Origin of the sequence: Endobacterium panacihumi (assembly GCF_050847465.1) — a bacterium.
Lineage (GTDB): Bacteria > Pseudomonadota > Alphaproteobacteria > Rhizobiales > Rhizobiaceae > Neorhizobium > Neorhizobium panacihumi.
On record NZ_JBOZRA010000004.1, the window covers coordinates 412,097 to 426,472 of the forward strand.

The 14,376-nt window shown below is 59.4% G+C and carries 13 protein-coding genes; 10 read left to right on the forward strand and 3 right to left on the reverse strand.

Annotation, left to right across the window (positions count from 1 at the left end):
- The first annotated feature begins 30 nt into the window (after positions 1-30).
- The 8 genes from ACRQ1B_RS19875 to ACRQ1B_RS19910 all read left to right on the forward strand — a co-directional run bounded on the left by ACRQ1B_RS19875 (position 31) and on the right by ACRQ1B_RS19910 (position 8,072).
- Positions 31-1,134, forward strand: coding sequence for a Gfo/Idh/MocA family protein (locus tag ACRQ1B_RS19875; protein WP_432295731.1), 1,104 nt, complete (start codon positions 31-33; stop codon positions 1,132-1,134).
- Positions 1,135-1,157: 23 nt separating this feature from the next.
- On the forward strand, positions 1,158-1,799 hold the full coding sequence (locus tag ACRQ1B_RS19880) for a ThuA domain-containing protein (RefSeq protein ID WP_432295732.1): 642 nt from the start codon (positions 1,158-1,160) through the stop codon (positions 1,797-1,799).
- A gap of 591 nt (positions 1,800-2,390) precedes the next feature.
- The gene (locus ACRQ1B_RS19885; protein WP_432295734.1) at positions 2,391-3,386 is read left to right on the forward strand and encodes an aliphatic sulfonate ABC transporter substrate-binding protein; all 996 of its coding nucleotides are present in this window, start codon (positions 2,391-2,393) and stop codon (positions 3,384-3,386) included.
- Entirely contained in the window at positions 3,383-4,252 is an 870-nt protein-coding gene (locus tag ACRQ1B_RS19890) for an ABC transporter permease (protein WP_432295735.1), read from the forward strand. Before ACRQ1B_RS19885 ends, ACRQ1B_RS19890 begins: the two co-directional genes overlap by 4 nt.
- Complete coding sequence (locus ACRQ1B_RS19895; RefSeq protein WP_432295736.1) at positions 4,249-4,983, forward strand: ABC transporter ATP-binding protein; 735 nt, start codon at positions 4,249-4,251, stop codon at positions 4,981-4,983. Before ACRQ1B_RS19890 ends, ACRQ1B_RS19895 begins: the two co-directional genes overlap by 4 nt.
- A gap of 48 nt (positions 4,984-5,031) precedes the next feature.
- Complete coding sequence (locus tag ACRQ1B_RS19900; RefSeq protein ID WP_432295738.1) at positions 5,032-6,108, forward strand: LLM class flavin-dependent oxidoreductase; 1,077 nt, start codon at positions 5,032-5,034, stop codon at positions 6,106-6,108.
- Complete coding sequence (locus tag ACRQ1B_RS19905) at positions 6,105-7,610, forward strand: FAD/NAD(P)-binding protein (protein WP_432295739.1); 1,506 nt, start codon at positions 6,105-6,107, stop codon at positions 7,608-7,610. The genes ACRQ1B_RS19900 and ACRQ1B_RS19905 overlap by 4 nt, the downstream gene beginning before the upstream one ends.
- A 258-nt stretch (positions 7,611-7,868) precedes the next feature.
- Positions 7,869-8,072, forward strand: coding sequence for a cold-shock protein (locus ACRQ1B_RS19910; protein WP_080830080.1), 204 nt, complete (start codon positions 7,869-7,871; stop codon positions 8,070-8,072).
- A 197-nt stretch (positions 8,073-8,269) separates the two neighbouring features.
- Here the strand turns inward: ACRQ1B_RS19910 and ACRQ1B_RS19915 are convergent, their stop codons facing one another.
- Positions 8,270-9,577: an ATP-binding protein gene (locus ACRQ1B_RS19915; RefSeq protein WP_432295741.1), complete on the reverse strand. Its 1,308-nt coding sequence runs from the start codon at positions 9,575-9,577 to the stop codon at positions 8,270-8,272.
- A gap of 279 nt (positions 9,578-9,856) precedes the next feature.
- Between ACRQ1B_RS19915 and ACRQ1B_RS19920 the strand changes: the two genes are divergently transcribed.
- On the forward strand, positions 9,857-10,705 hold the full coding sequence (locus ACRQ1B_RS19920) for a MipA/OmpV family protein (RefSeq protein ID WP_432295742.1): 849 nt from the start codon (positions 9,857-9,859) through the stop codon (positions 10,703-10,705).
- Between the two features lie 58 nt (positions 10,706-10,763).
- On the opposite strand, the gene ACRQ1B_RS19925 is transcribed toward ACRQ1B_RS19920, so the two are convergent.
- Entirely contained in the window at positions 10,764-11,519 is a 756-nt protein-coding gene (locus tag ACRQ1B_RS19925) for a response regulator (protein WP_432295743.1), read from the reverse strand.
- Positions 11,520-11,591: 72 nt separating this feature from the next.
- The gene (locus ACRQ1B_RS19930; RefSeq protein ID WP_432295744.1) at positions 11,592-12,206 is read right to left on the reverse strand and encodes a methyltransferase family protein; all 615 of its coding nucleotides are present in this window, start codon (positions 12,204-12,206) and stop codon (positions 11,592-11,594) included.
- A gap of 340 nt (positions 12,207-12,546) precedes the next feature.
- Here ACRQ1B_RS19930 and ACRQ1B_RS19935 point away from each other — a divergent pair, with 340 nt between their 5' ends.
- Entirely contained in the window at positions 12,547-13,863 is a 1,317-nt protein-coding gene (locus ACRQ1B_RS19935) for a replication-associated recombination protein A (RefSeq protein WP_432295745.1), read from the forward strand.
- Positions 13,864-14,376: the final 513 nt, after the last annotated feature.

Genomic DNA, 14,376 nt, shown 5'->3' on the forward strand with positions numbered 1-14,376 from the left:
TCACGAACAATGCCATCGGGAGGAGACAAGATGGATAAGGTCGGTATCGGCATCATCGGATGCGGCAATATTTCGGGCGCCTATCTGAAGGCCATGACCAGCGCCTTCGGCATTCTCGACATCAGGGGGCTGGCGGATCTCAACCGCGACATTGCCGAGGCGAAGGCGGCCGAATTCAACCTGCCCGTCAAGACGATCGATGAGCTTTTCGCTGATCCGAAGGTGGAGATCATCGTCAACCTGACGGTGCCCAAGGCGCATGTCACCGTTGCCCTGCAGGCACTCGACGCCGGCAAGCACACCTATTCGGAAAAACCGCTCGGCATCAATTTTGCCGAGGGCAAAAAGCTGGCAGATGCAGCAAAGGCAAAGGGCCTGCGCATCGGGGCAGCGCCCGACACGTTTCTCGGCGGCGGCCACCAGACCGCCCGTGCTTTGATCGATCAGGGCGTGATCGGCATTCCGGTCGGCGGCACAGCCACCTTCATGTGCCCCGGCCACGAGCGCTGGCATCCTAACCCCGGCTTCTATTACGAAGTCGGCGGCGGCCCGATGCTCGACATGGGGCCCTATTACATCACCGATCTCGTCAACCTGCTCGGCCCCGTCTCCAAGGTTGCCGGTTTTGCCACGACACCGAGGTCGGAACGCATCATCACCAGCGAACCGCGCAATGGCGAGCGCATCCCCGTACAGGTGCCGACCCATGTCGCGGGCGTCATGGCCTTTGCCAATGGCGCCGTCGTACAGATCGGCATGAGCTTTGATGTCGCCGGCCACAAGCATGTGCCGCTCGAGGTCTATGGCACCGAGGGCACGTTGATCGTGCCCGATCCGAACCATTTTGGCGGTGAGGTTTCCTACCTCAAGAAAGGCGGACAGTTCGAGGAACAGCCGCTGACCCAGCCCTATGCCGACGGCAATTATCGCTCGATCGGGGTGGCCGACATGGCCTTTGCCATCCGCAACAACCGGCCGCACCGCGCCAATGGCGATCTGGCGCTGCATGTTCTGGAAGTGATGGAAGCGTTTCATACCGCTTCGACCGAAGGCCGCACGATCGACATCACCACCGCGACGGAGCGCCCTGCCCCGCTGTCGGAGTCTTTGATTGACGGCAAGCTTGCGAACTAAGAAATATCTGGAGGAGATTGGAAATGCGCGAAGCACTTATCGCCTGGGGCGGCTGGAGCGGCCACGAGCCGGAGGAATGCGCCGTTGTGATCAAAGACATGCTGGAGGAAGACGGCTTCAAGGTCTATGTCGAGCGCTCGACAGAGGCATTCGCCGATCCTTCCATTCACGACCTCAGCCTGATCGTGCCGATCATGACGATGTCGAAGATCGAGAAGGAAGAGGTGAAGAACCTTGCCACCGCGATCGAGAGTGGTGTCGGCATTGCCGGTTACCATGGCGGCGCGGGCGACGCCTTTCGCGAGTCCGTCGATTACCAGTTCATCATCGGCGGCCAGTGGGTGGCGCATCCCGGCAATATCATCGACTACACCGTCAACATCACCCGGCCGGATGATCCGCTGATGGAAGGGATTTCCGATTTCCCCTACACGTCAGAGCAATATTACATGCATGTCGATCCCTCGAACGAGGTGCTCGCGACCACGACATTCACCGGCGAGCACGCCTACTGGATCGATGGCGTCGTCATGCCGGTCGTGTGGAAACGAAAATACGGCAAAGGCCGGGTCTTCTATTCGGCACTCGGCCATCAGGCCAAGGAGTTCGATGTTCCGCAGATGAAAACGATCTTTCGCCGCGGCGCCGGCTGGGCGGCGCGCTAGGTCTGTTGGCAGACGTTTGGTCGGCGGCGCGCATTCGTCGTCGGCCTTCTGGCACCGACAAGCTGACTCACCGGCCATTCGGTGCCGGGCCAGTCGGCGAGCGGGCAAAACTTGGCCAAGGACAGCGGTCGATTGCAGCAGGCCGGCCAGCCTTATGGCGACACTGGTAACGGGCGCTGCTGCCCCGATCGGCTCACCCACAGCCAAAGGCTTTGAAATGGAAGAGATCGCCCAAAGGCAAAGGCACAGCCACGCGATTATTCTCGGCCGCGTCGTCGCTGTCACCGCCCACGGCGACTTGCCACTGCTTTGCAGCCATGGCCGATATGGATCGGTCGCGTCCTGTTTCTGTTCGCTCACCGACCGGGCAAGATATGCCGAGTCCGAGACGGTCATGCCTCGGTTGTCCTAACCGCCCCGGCAAAGCGTCGCCTCACAATCCCGCCGGAGAACACACTTGCGAGCCGTCGGCAGTCTCTCAATATAATTTTCTTGGTCGCACCCGAATAATAGCATTCCTTGCCGCGACCTTCGTCAGACGCTCAGCCTAATATTTATTATCTACTAATTCGATAGATATAGGAAAATTTGATGACGCTGAAGTTCTCACGGCGCAACGCTCTCAAACTCGGTGCCGGGGCAATCCTTGCATCTCCCCTCGCGGCCAGCGCATCGTTTGCGCAATCCAACATAGACTTCCCGACGGAACTGCGTCTCGATTGGGGCTTTTACTCGTCCCACACACTTCTCATCAAAAACAAAGGCTGGCTTGAGGAAGCGTTCAAAGATGTCGGCACCAAGATCACCTGGGTGCAATCGCGCGGCAGCAACAACTCACTGGAATTCCTGAAGGTCGGTTCGACCGATTTCGCAGGCTCCGCGGCCCTCTCCGCCTTCCTGTCGCGCGCCAACGGCGTTCCCTTGAAAGTCATCTATGTGGCAAGCTGGGGTGGTTCATCGATCATTCAGGTCAAGCAGGATTCACCTTTGCAGTCTGTGGCGGATCTCAAAGGCAAGACGATCGCCGTCACCAAGGGCACGGCACCCTATTTCACGCTGGTGCGCGCACTCGCCAAATCCAACCTGACGATCAATGATCTCAAGATCGTCAACCTGCAGCACCCGGAAGGTTTTGCGGCGCTTCGTCAGGGTCAGGTCGATGCATGGGTAGGAATCGACCCGCAAACCGCACAGGCTGAGATCGCCGGCGACCGGGCTATCTTCAGCGATAAAAGCTGGCGCGAAGGCAGTGTTTTCAGCGTGTCGGAAGACTTCCTCGGCAAACACCCGAAAGCGGTTGAACGCGTGCTCGGCGTATGGGCGCAGACCCAGAAATGGATTCTCGAAAACAAGGAGGAGTTCATCGCCTTCGTCACCGAGCAGGCAGGGGGCGATCCGCAGGTCACGAAACTGACGGTCGACCGGCGTGACTGGACCGACCCTGTCCCCGGCGATGAACTGCTGGCGTCCATCAGGACGGCCACACCGCTTCTCGGGCCGGAAGTTCTGCGGCCAGGCACCAACGTCGATGATGTGCTTGGCCAGCTCCTCGATCCCGCGCCGGCCCGGAAAGTGCTCGGCGCATGACGATGTCCACCCATGAATTCAGGGGCGAGGCGCAAAGCAAAACGACAAGCCCGCGCCCGCTGGGCGCAATCTCCGGGTTCGGCGCCAAGATAACTTCCCTTGATCTGCGCGGCGCCATTGTGCCGGTAGGTGCGCTGGTGCTTCTCGAGCTGTTCGTGCGCATGGGTTGGATCAGCCCCTATGTGCTGCCACCGCCTTCGGATTTGTACGCGACATTTCTTTATCTGGCGGAAGGACCACTCTGGGCAAATATCGCAGCGAGTGGGTTACGCGTCCTGATCGGCTTTGCCGTCGGCTCGCTGCTTGCCATTGTTGTCGGCTCCATCGTCGGGCTATGGTATTCCGCCGAGCGTTATCTGGAGCCAAGTTTCCAGGCGCTTCGTGCCGTGCCAAGCCTCGCCTGGGTACCGCTCCTGATGATCTGGTTCGGAATCGGAGAAACGTCGAAAATCGTGCTGATCGCCAAAAGCGCGTTTTTCCCCGTTTATCTCAGCCTCTTTTCCGGCATCCGCAATGTCGACCGCAAACTGGTGGAAGTGGGAGAAATGTATCGGCAGCCGCTGCCCGTACTCGTCTGGCGCATCCTCATTCCGGCCTCGCTTCCTCACCTTTTCACCGGCCTGCGCTACGGCCTGTCGCTTGCCTGGTTAAGCGTCGTCGCCGCCGAACTTCTCGCAGCCTCCGAGGGCATCGGATACATGCTGTCGGATGGCCGTGAACTCTCTCGCCCCGATCTCGTGCTGATCGCGATCATCTGTCTCGCGGTGCTGGGCAAGATTTCCGACAGCCTGTTCAAGTTGATCGAGGACCGCTGCCTGTCCTGGCGCGACAGTTATTCGACCTCGATCGGAGGACGCCCGGCATGAGCCTTCTCGATATAGACGTTCGCGAGAAGGCGTTCGGCAAAACGGTGGTGCTGCACGACATCAGACTGAGCCTGGAGAATGGCCAGGCGGCTGTTCTTCTCGGCCCCAGCGGTTGCGGCAAGAGCACCCTTCTGCGCATCGCCGCCGGTCTCGACAAACAGTTTTCCGGCAGTGTGTCCGTCAAGGCAGGACAGGACGGGAGCACGTCGAAAGCCCCACCCGTCGCCTTCGTGTTCCAGGAACCACGGTTGATGCCATGGCTCACGGTGGCTCAGAATATCGGCTTCGCAGACGGCGCCAAATTCGACGCCGCTCGCGTAAACGGGCTGATTGCCGATGTCGGCCTAACCGGCCACGCGACCACACTTCCCAAAGCGCTTTCGGGCGGCATGGCCCAGCGTGTCGCCATTGCCCGGGCCCTCTATACTCAGCCGCGTATCCTGCTGCTCGACGAACCCTTCAGCGCCGTCGACGCATTCACCCGCATGAAACTGCAGGATCTCGTGCTCAAGCTGGTGGAACAGCGGGGCATCTCGTTCCTGCTGGTCACGCATGACATCGATGAAGCGCTTTATCTCGGCGACCGTATCTACATGATGGGGGCGGGTGACGGCGGCATCCAGCATGATCTGTCCGTCGATGTCGCGCGCCCTCGCGATCGCCGCGCCGCGCGACTGGCCGAACTGAAGAGCGATGTGCTGACGGCATTGCAGGCAGCCCACGTCATTTGACCGGATGATCAATCGTCCGCCTCCTTTTAATCAAAAGACAAGATAAACATGACGAAGCAATCGGAATTTCTCTGGTACATTCCCAATCAGGTCGTGGCCGGGCATCGAGGCGAACCTGTCCGCGACGACCACAACAGCCTGGACACATTGACCAGCCACGCCAAGGCCCTGGAAGAACATGGGTGGAAGGGTGCATTGCTTGGCGCGGGCTGGGGTCGCCCGGACACATTTACCGTGGCGACCGCTTTGGCGGCCCGCACCACAACATTCGAACCGCTGATCGCCATCCGGCCGGGTTACTGGAAACCAGCAAACCTCGCCTCCTCAATCGCCACGCTCGATCATCTGAGCAGCGGCCGCATCCGCATCAACATCGTGTCCGGCCAGGACAGCATTGCCGCCTATGGTGATCAGGAAGGCGACCAGGCGGAGCGTTATGGCAGGACACAGGAATTCATGCGGCTGGTCCGCCGGCTTTGGAGCGAGGATAACGTCACCTTCAAGGGCCGGCATTACTGGCTCGATAATTCCACGGTAACGCCACGGATAACCGCAAGGCCGGACCGCCCCACCCCAAAACTCTATTTCGGCGGCGCCTCCGCAGCCGCCGAGCGCGTCTCGGCCAGCGAGGCCGACGTTCAGCTTTTCTGGGGCGAGCCTCTGGAAGGGATCGCCGCCCGTATCGATCGGCTCAAACAGTTGAGCCGGATGCAGGATCGCGATTTGCCGCCACTGGAATTCGGGTTGCGCATTACCACCTTCGTGCGGGACACGACCGAGCAGGCCTGGGCGGAAGCGGAGGCCAAGGTGGCGGAAATGGCGAAAGCCGGCAAAAGCGACTGGGTCGACGAACGCCGCCCGAATGCGGTCGGCCAGCAACGCCTTTACGATCTCCAGAACAAGGGCGATGTCCTGGACGAAAATCTGTACACAGCGCCCGGCAAATTCGGCGGAGGTGGCGCCGGAACGACATGGCTGGTGGGGTCTCCTGCTGATGTGGCGCGTTCATTGAAGCGCTACCGCGACCTCGGCATCACGCATTTCGTGCTGTCCGACACACCCTATCTGCGCGAGATTTCCCGGCAGGGTGATCAGCTGTTGCCATTGTTGCGCGAGGCCGCATGACGGTCGCTGCCATTCAGAAGATCATCGCGGACGGCAATCCTGGCATCGTGCCCGAACGTGGAAAGGAGAACCGCCCTGACCCGGTGGTGCTCATCATCGGCGGCGGTTATTCCGGCGTCGCCTTGGCGATACGCCTGCTTGAGCAGAGGCGAAAACACCTGCGCATCGTCATCGCCGAGCCGCGCAGCGCGCTCGGCTGCGGGCAGGCGTACAGTACCACCGAGACAGCACAACTGATGAATGGTCCGGCCGGCAACTTCTCCATCCACCCGGATAATTTGACACACCTTACCGAGTGGGTCGAACGCAACGCGGATAGATACGATATCGTTGTTCCGCCCGGTGGTGCCGACAACCTATTCATACCACGTGGCGTATTCGGCCACTATGTTCAGGAGGAATTGCAAGAAGCGATCCGCGCATTGGACGATGGCGTCACCCTCCAACACTGGCAATCACAGGTCATCCGCCTCGACAGGAGAGCGAACGGCGGCATGGCGGCAGAATTCGCGGATAGCCGCACCCTGCATGCAGATCTTGTGGTACTGGCAACGGGTGTGTTTCCGCTTGCCCCCGATCCTGCGCTCGCATTTCCTGCCAGTGACTTGCCCCTCGCCACGCCATGGAATGCAGAGAAACTGGATCGCCTGAGCACTGCACGGGACATCCTGATCGTCGGCGCAAGTCTGAGCATGGTCGATACGGTAGCGAGCCTGGAAGCACGTGGTTTCACCGGCCGTTATCACGTCATCTCTCGCCGCGGCCATCTCATCCAGCCCGTGCGCGCGGCCGGTGATCCCGTCGATATCGTTGACCCGGGCGCACTTCCGCACACTGCCCGCGAACTGCTGGCACTGGTGATCCACGCACGTCGAAAACTGCTGACGGAAGGGCGTGACTGGCAGGTCATCCCTCTCAGTCTGCGGCCCTTTATTCTCGCTTTGTGGCAGGGCGCGACAACGACCGAGCGCCTGCGCTTCACCCGCCATCTGCGCTCGCTTTGGGATGTCACCGTGCATCGAGCAGCACCACCATCCTATGCCGCGGTAGAGCGCGCCATGCAGGCGGGACGGTTCACGGCGCGGGCAGCACGGCTGGTCTCGGCTGCTCGAGGTGGCGACCGGATCGAGGTCTCACTGCGCCCGCGTGGCCAACAAGAAACCGTCACGATCCAAGTCGATGGGATCGTCGATGCCCGCGGCCATCAGGAGCATGACTGGAGCCGGATAAAGACATCGCTGATACGTCATCTGCTTGAGAACGGTCTGGTTCGGCGCCACGACACCGGTTTCGGAATAGACGCGACAATCGACGGATGCGTGATTGATTACTCAGGGATCGTGCATGGAGATCTTTTTGCCATTGGTCACCCGCTACGGGGTGTCGCATGGGAATCGAGCTCTTTGACCGAACTGCGCGCACAGGCGCAGGCGTTGGCAGAAAGGCTCGATGCTGCGCTCGGCATGGAAGAGACCGACAGGCACGCAAGCACCTTATTTTGACATCGTCGGAATGAAGCGCACCGGCGATTGACGGCGATCTGTCCTTACCAAGCCGAAAACTGCTTTCTGTTTTCTCGGCACGAAGTGTACGCGCCCTACGAGAAAGAGGTTCCTACCCGCGGGAAGTTGTGATACCGCCCAGAATAAGCTTCAGTTCAAGCTCTTGCAAAAGCAGGCGCTCGGCGAGCGAACTGAAAACCTTGATAGCCGACGCAATCACCGATATCGATAGCGTCGCATTCGACCAACGAGGACAACATGGCAACTGGTACTGTAAAATTCTTCGCCCAGGACAAGGGCTTCGGCTTCATCACCCCAGACAACGGCGGCCCGGACGTTTTTGTCCACATCTCCGCAGTCGGCTTCGGCGGTTCTCTGCAGGACGGTCAGAAGGTCAGCTACGATGTAGGTCAGGACCGCAAGACCGGCAAATCGAAGGCTGAAAACGTCAGCGTTCTCTGACAAAACCGCGTTTGACCCTGCCGTTTTTTCGGCAGGGTCACGTCCGCCTGACCGCTTCGTGGCAAGAGTGCTCGGTGAGGATCACACCTCACGAACACCAAAGCCTGCAAAGCACTCGGAAAAGCGGCACATCAAATCATAGATTTAGCACGGATATAAAATCCGGATGGTCGCTGCTGACTTTTGACCGGCACCGATCAGCGCGGCAACTCGAGCCTGATGCGCAATCCCCCAGGCCTACGATCTAAAAACTCCAGCTTTCCGTGATGGGCCTGCACGATTTCCGAGACGATGGACAGGCCAAGTCCAAAGCCCGCATCGGAACCGCCGCGCGAACTATCCATCTTGAAAAATGGCTCGAGCACGCGGGCTCTATGCGTTTCAGGTATGCCCGGCCCGTCATCCAGTATCTCGATGACCGCACCACCGTTTTCCATGTGCAGGTGGACTTCGACCTTCGTTGCGAACTTAACGCCGTTTTCGCACAGATTGGTGATGGCGCGGGTGATGGCCAACGGCCGCACACTGGTAATAGCGCGCGACGGGCCGAGATAACGCACATCGTGTCCCATGTCGGAAAATTCATCGCACACCGTCTGCAGTACCGAGGCCAGGTCAACGCGCTGCGGCTCTTCATGTTGGTGGTTGTCGCGCAGATAACCGAGACTTTCCTTCAAAAGCTGGTCAATACGCTCGATATCCGTGAGCAGGGCGTCGCGAATCTCTCCCTCGCCGACACGATCCGCCCGCAAGCGTAATCGCGTCAACGGCGTGCGCAGGTCATGGCTGATGCCGCGCAGCATGCGGGTTCGCGCCTCCACCATTGTCGAAATGCGGGTTTGCATGCCGTTGAGAGCACGCGCCAGCGCCACGATTTCGACGCTGCCACGCTCCTCGAAAAGTGCTGGACCAAGCGAGATGTCAGCTTTCTTGGCAGATGAAACGATGCGCCGCAGAGGGCGGGTGATGGCCCATACGGCAAACACGGAAAACAGGATTATCAGCGTTATCGTGGCAACCAGATAGTTCGATCCGAACCGCAATGCGTCGGTGCGCAGGAAGCGTTCCGGCTGCAAGGCCATGACAAGAAGCGTTTCTTCATCAACCTTGGCGGCAAGAACGCGCTTGCCGTCGATAAACGTTCTCCACCCCCCAAACGGCGGCGGCCGGTCTTCCGGTGGAAGAAGTTTATCGATGACGACCTGAATGAATGGCTCGTCCGGCGATGTGGTGGCGAAATTGTCGAAATACGAGATTGGCTGCAGCATGAGCGGCAGATCGCCACGATTGGCAGCGGTGAGAACGATGGCTCGCTCGTTGGGGCCAGCTTTTGCAAGCACCAAAGCGATGGCCGAAACCCGTGCCGACATACCCTCCAGATCGGGCGCGGAATATTCGTCCCTGACCCAGCGTTCCAATGTCGTACCGATGACGAAGGCAATGACAAGGCAGGCAAAAATGACGGCGGTGATCTGGCCGTGAATGGTTGATATCAACCTGGGCACTCGAAATCCCACAATGCCTCCCTGGGACCGTCCCCATAGATGAAAAATAGTCGCCGGGCCAAAACCCATGGCATTCGTCGCGCACAATAGAGATCAGCACGAAAATTGGACATTAAGTTTTGTGTCGACCGCACGAACAAGCCCGCAAACCAATGCATCGCAACAAAGCGTAACATAACGACACGCCATACCGGATTGCAGGGTGACAGGACGAAGGTGTTGCACACACGGCCCGCCTTTCCTTTCCCGCGAGGCCCGTGTCAAATCACTGGAGCCCCCATGTCTTTTATCCAACGGACCGACTGGCGACTTGCGACAAGCGCCCTCTACGTGTCGCTTGTGCTCATCGGCACAGCATCAAATACGCTTGCCGCCGATGCAAGCCTGTCCAACCAGCCCCCGGAACCGGCTTTCGATCAAGAGCGGTTCAACAACGAAAAACCGCATCGCGATTGGAGCCTGATCATCGGGGCTGGCGCGATCTACGCGCCGGAATACGAAGGCGGCGACAAGCTTGAAGTCTCTCCCGTGCCGCTCGTGGTCTTCAATTATGGGGACTGGCTGGAGATCGACCCGAGAGGCGTCACCGTTACCGCCATCCAGCAAAACGGCCTGAAGCTTGCCGCCAGAGTTGGTTATGAAAGCGGTCGCGATCAGGACGACGCCGATCGTCTTCGTGGACTGGGCGACATCGATTTCGCCGCGACCGTCGGCGCCAAGGCATCCTATGAATGGGACGGATTTGAAATTTTCGCCACGGTCGACCAGACGATCGATGGCAGCGAAAGCCTGATCGGCACGTTCGGCGCAGAATATCAGGCGCCCGTGACCGAACGGCTGATCCTTGGTGCTGGCGTCGAGGCGATCGTTGCCAATGACAAGCACATGCAAAGCTATTTTGGTGTCACCGCCGCGCAGGCAGCCAGTTCCGGCCTTGCCGAATACAAGGCGGAAGCCGGACTGAAGCGTGTCAACGTTTCGGCTTCGGCGATCTACATGCTCAGCGAAAACTGGCTAGTGCGCGGCGAAGCCGGTGTCGGATTTCTCACCGGCGATGCGGCCGACAGCCCGATCGTCGAGGAAAAGGTTCAGCCTTCCGCCTCGCTGTTTGTCGGCTACAAGTTTTAGAACGGCGCAGATAAGATGGAAAAGCCGGGTCGAGCGCCCGGCTTTTTTGTGATCTCAATCAGGCCTGCTCGACCCGGGCCGTGAACACATAACCGCCGAGCCTGACGGTCTGCAGGAAGATGGGTATTTTCGGGTCCGCCTCGATCTTCTGACGCAACCGGCTGATATGCACATCGACGCTGCGTTCGATCGGCCCAGCCAGACCGGTATGCGTGAGCGAAAGCAGTTCCTCACGGGTGATGACCCGGCCGGGATTGCGGCAGAAGGCCAGGAGAAGATCGAATTCGGTAGTCGTTACGGCGACACGCGCATTGCTCGGGTCATGCAACTGCCGGCGTAGCGGATCGATCTGCCAGCCTTCGAAACGCAGCGTACGCTGAATGGTGCTATGCGACAGACCGTAGGAAGCGCGCCGCAAGAGGCTGCGAATGCGTGCCACAACCTCGCGCGGGCTGAAGGGCTTGGTAATGTAATCATCGGCGCCGACTTCCAAACCGACGATGCGATCGACTTCTTCACCGAGTGCCGTCAGGAGAATGATGGGAATGGTCTTTTCCGAACGGATGCGCCGGCAGATGCTGAGACCGTCCTCCCCCGGCAGCATGACATCCAGAATGATCAGGTCGAACTCATTGCTGCGCAGAAGCGCGTTCATCACATGGCCGTCCTCGGCGACGGTCGGCGTCATGCCGTTTTCTTGCACGGCGAGCGCGAGCAGCTTGCCGATTTCGGGATCGTCCTCGACGATCAGAATCTTTGCATTGTTGGAGTTTGCCTGCACCACGACCTTCCTAGCTGCCCTGCTCGACGCCATATGGCACCCGGTCAGGATCGCAGATGTTTCGCTTTATTAAGTTTTGTTGCGAAATTTTTCAAACAGCGCGGTTCAGACAGGCAGGGACAACAAGACAGGCAGGATACCCGAGGTCTGCGCAAACCTGATCAGTTCTACGGCAACCCAGGCACAGAGGAAAACGACACCATCCCGCAGGCTGCCGATGGCCTGCACTGAGCGAAGCGGCACATCCTCGCATTCCCGCCAGAGCGACAGGTTGGGCAGGAGGCGTGGTACCGATGCCTTGTACTCATCGAAACTGCGGCCATAACGGTTGCCGAGATAGGCATCTTCACCGCGCATGGCCATGCCGAAAGCGAGCCAGGAGACAAGGACGAGAATCATCATGGATAACAGGCTGCCCGTCTGCGCGCCGATGCCGGCAATGCCGAGCAGGCTGAAAAAATAGAGCGGATTGCGGCTGATCGAATAAGGACCGGTTGTCACCAGTTCCGAGTTCTTGCGGCCGCCTATGTAAAGAAGCGACCAGCCACGTCCGGCAATGGCAGCAAAGATGGCCAGCGTTCCAAAAAGCTCGAGCATGACGCCGACCAGGGGATGCGTCGGCGCGGAGGTGATCGCCAGCAGGCACAGGGCGATCCCGCCGGAAAGCCGCAGAGCGTTGATGCGGTAGGTCTGGATGAAGGGGGAGCGGATATGAGACATGATGTTCCTGAAGCCTCGCGGAAGGATACGCGCACTGGCTTTCCCATGCCCGGCAGGGCCACAGCTTTATGAAATGTTGCCGTCTGTTAAGATCAGCAATGACATGTGAAGCGGCCGCTTGTTTTGACTGGCGTTCATCGGGCTTCATGTGTCCACTTCGTCCGTCGAGGACGGCCGGCACTTATGGTCATTCCCTGACTGCAGCCTTACTGTTTCGGCGAGTGACAGAGCGCACCAGGGAGTCTGACCCCGCCTGTTGTGACCGGTAGACGAGCGTTACGCGCCAGCACGGAAAACCTATCCGCGCGAGCCGGAATCTACCCTTTTCAAAGAGGCCTGCATGACCGATCTTTTCGATGCCGCCCCCCGCACCGGCTCCATGCCGCTCGCCGCGGAATTGCGCCCGACGACGCTCGACGATGTCATAGGTCAGGAAAAGGTGCTTGGAGAAGGAACTATGCTGCGTCGCCGCATCGTGGCCGGACGTCTCGGCAGCATCATTCTTTACGGCCCGCCCGGTCTCGGCAAGACGTCGATCGCGCGTGCCATCGGCAACATGCTGGGCAAAAACTTCAGGCCGCTGCACGCCGCACACAACAATGTCGCCGATATCCGCAAGATTGCCGACGAGGCACGCATGCGTCCTACGCTTTTGTTCGCGGACGAGGTGCACCGTTTCAGTGCGACGCAGCAGGACCATCTGCTTGCTTTATGTGAGGAAGGCATTGCCGATTTCATTGGTGCGACCACGGGCAATCCCTATCACACGCTGACGCCCGCGCTCATATCCCGCTCGACCATTCTGAAACTGGAGCCGCTGGCCATCGAGGAGATGGAAGAGGTTTTGCGGCGCGGTCTCGACCATCTCGCTGGCAAGGGCATAGCGGTCGACCTCGCCCCGGCGCTTCTGCGCCGCATCGCCGGCCGCTCCGGCGGCGATGCGCGCCGGGCCCTGACGGTATTGGAGAGCCTCGCCATCGGCCATCCAGCCGGACCGTCTGTCCTTATCACAGAGCAGATGGTCGATGAAGCCTATGCCGCCGCGCCGGTCAACCACGACAGATCCGGCGATGCGCATTACGACGTCGTTTCGGCTTTCGTCAAATCCATGCGCGGATCGGACCCGGATGCAACGCTTTACTGGCTGGCGCGACTGATCCACGGCGGCGAGGATCCTCGCTATATCGCGCGCCGGATCATGATCCATGCCTCGGAAGATGTCGGCCTGGCGGACAATAGCGCTCTGCAGACCGCGGTCGCGGCCCTCCACGCGGTGGAGAAGATCGGTTATCCGGAAGCGCAGATCGTGCTGGCGCACGCCGCCCTTCATGTGGCGCGCGCGCCAAAGTCGAATTCCGCTTGCCGCGGCATTTCGCTCGCCCTTGCCCATGTGGCGAATGAGGCGCCGTCAGCAGTGCCAATGCATCTGCGCGACACGCACTATAAGGGTGCTGCAGCACTTGGCCATGTCGGCTATGCGTTTCCGCATGACGATGCTCGCGGATGGAGCGACCAGCTTTATGCCCCCGATGTGACACGCGGCGCATTTTACCAGAGCGATGCTCGCGATGCCGCAACCTTCGAACATCGGGCCGACCAACACTGGGAGCGGGTAACCGGCAGTGCCACGGCACGGCGTTTCGACGCGAAATCATGACGTCCGGGTATTCGTCATCAAACGAGGGCGTTTGGAACCAGAGGCACCTTGGCGGGCATGTTTGCGCCAAACGCCCCAGGAATTGATCGGCCGGCCGGCAGCTATTAAGCGCAGAATCTGTTCGGCGCTGATCATGCTCGACATATGTCGCTCTCCAAAGTCCCGGCTAAGCCTGTCAGCGATGATGGACATTGATAGTCCCGCGCTCGTCCTCGGTCTTTTTACGGCGCCAAAAGCCGTCATTGCGGAAAGTCGCAGATACTGACATTCACTCATTTTTTGTGGCTGATCTCACCTCTCGCACCGGGCTTCTGTCCCATTTCGGCCCAATCTATTTCGCCACGTATTTTCTGACCAAGAAAATTAGGCGAAATCAGTGCCTTAAAACCTGTCTGACGCCCATCCTTTTTCAAACGTGCGAACAATCGGCTCGATACTGCAACCATCGGTTAACCAATCATAAGTCTTTTAGTATTTAAGCATATTCTTATTCTTGATCCTTTCCCGCTGTGA

Bases quoted from the DNA above. Each gene is read 5' to 3' on its own strand.
- ACRQ1B_RS19900 (WP_432295738.1), top strand. From the start codon at position 5,032: ATGACGAAGCAATCGGAATTTCTCTGGTACATTCCCAATCAGGTCGTG.
- ACRQ1B_RS19935 (WP_432295745.1), top strand. From the start codon at position 12,547: ATGACCGATCTTTTCGATGCCGCCCCCCGCACCGGCTCCATGCCGCTC.
- ACRQ1B_RS19885 (WP_432295734.1), top strand. From the start codon at position 2,391: ATGACGCTGAAGTTCTCACGGCGCAACGCTCTCAAACTCGGTGCCGGG.
- ACRQ1B_RS19920 (WP_432295742.1), top strand. From the start codon at position 9,857: ATGTCTTTTATCCAACGGACCGACTGGCGACTTGCGACAAGCGCCCTC.
- ACRQ1B_RS19895 (WP_432295736.1), top strand. From the start codon at position 4,249: ATGAGCCTTCTCGATATAGACGTTCGCGAGAAGGCGTTCGGCAAAACG.
- ACRQ1B_RS19930 (WP_432295744.1), bottom strand. From the start codon at position 12,206: ATGTCTCATATCCGCTCCCCCTTCATCCAGACCTACCGCATCAACGCT.
- ACRQ1B_RS19890 (WP_432295735.1), top strand. From the start codon at position 3,383: ATGACGATGTCCACCCATGAATTCAGGGGCGAGGCGCAAAGCAAAACG.
- ACRQ1B_RS19875 (WP_432295731.1), top strand. From the start codon at position 31: ATGGATAAGGTCGGTATCGGCATCATCGGATGCGGCAATATTTCGGGC.
- ACRQ1B_RS19910 (WP_080830080.1), top strand. From the start codon at position 7,869: ATGGCAACTGGTACTGTAAAATTCTTCGCCCAGGACAAGGGCTTCGGC.
- ACRQ1B_RS19905 (WP_432295739.1), top strand. From the start codon at position 6,105: ATGACGGTCGCTGCCATTCAGAAGATCATCGCGGACGGCAATCCTGGC.
- ACRQ1B_RS19925 (WP_432295743.1), bottom strand. From the start codon at position 11,519: ATGGCGTCGAGCAGGGCAGCTAGGAAGGTCGTGGTGCAGGCAAACTCC.
- ACRQ1B_RS19880 (WP_432295732.1), top strand. From the start codon at position 1,158: ATGCGCGAAGCACTTATCGCCTGGGGCGGCTGGAGCGGCCACGAGCCG.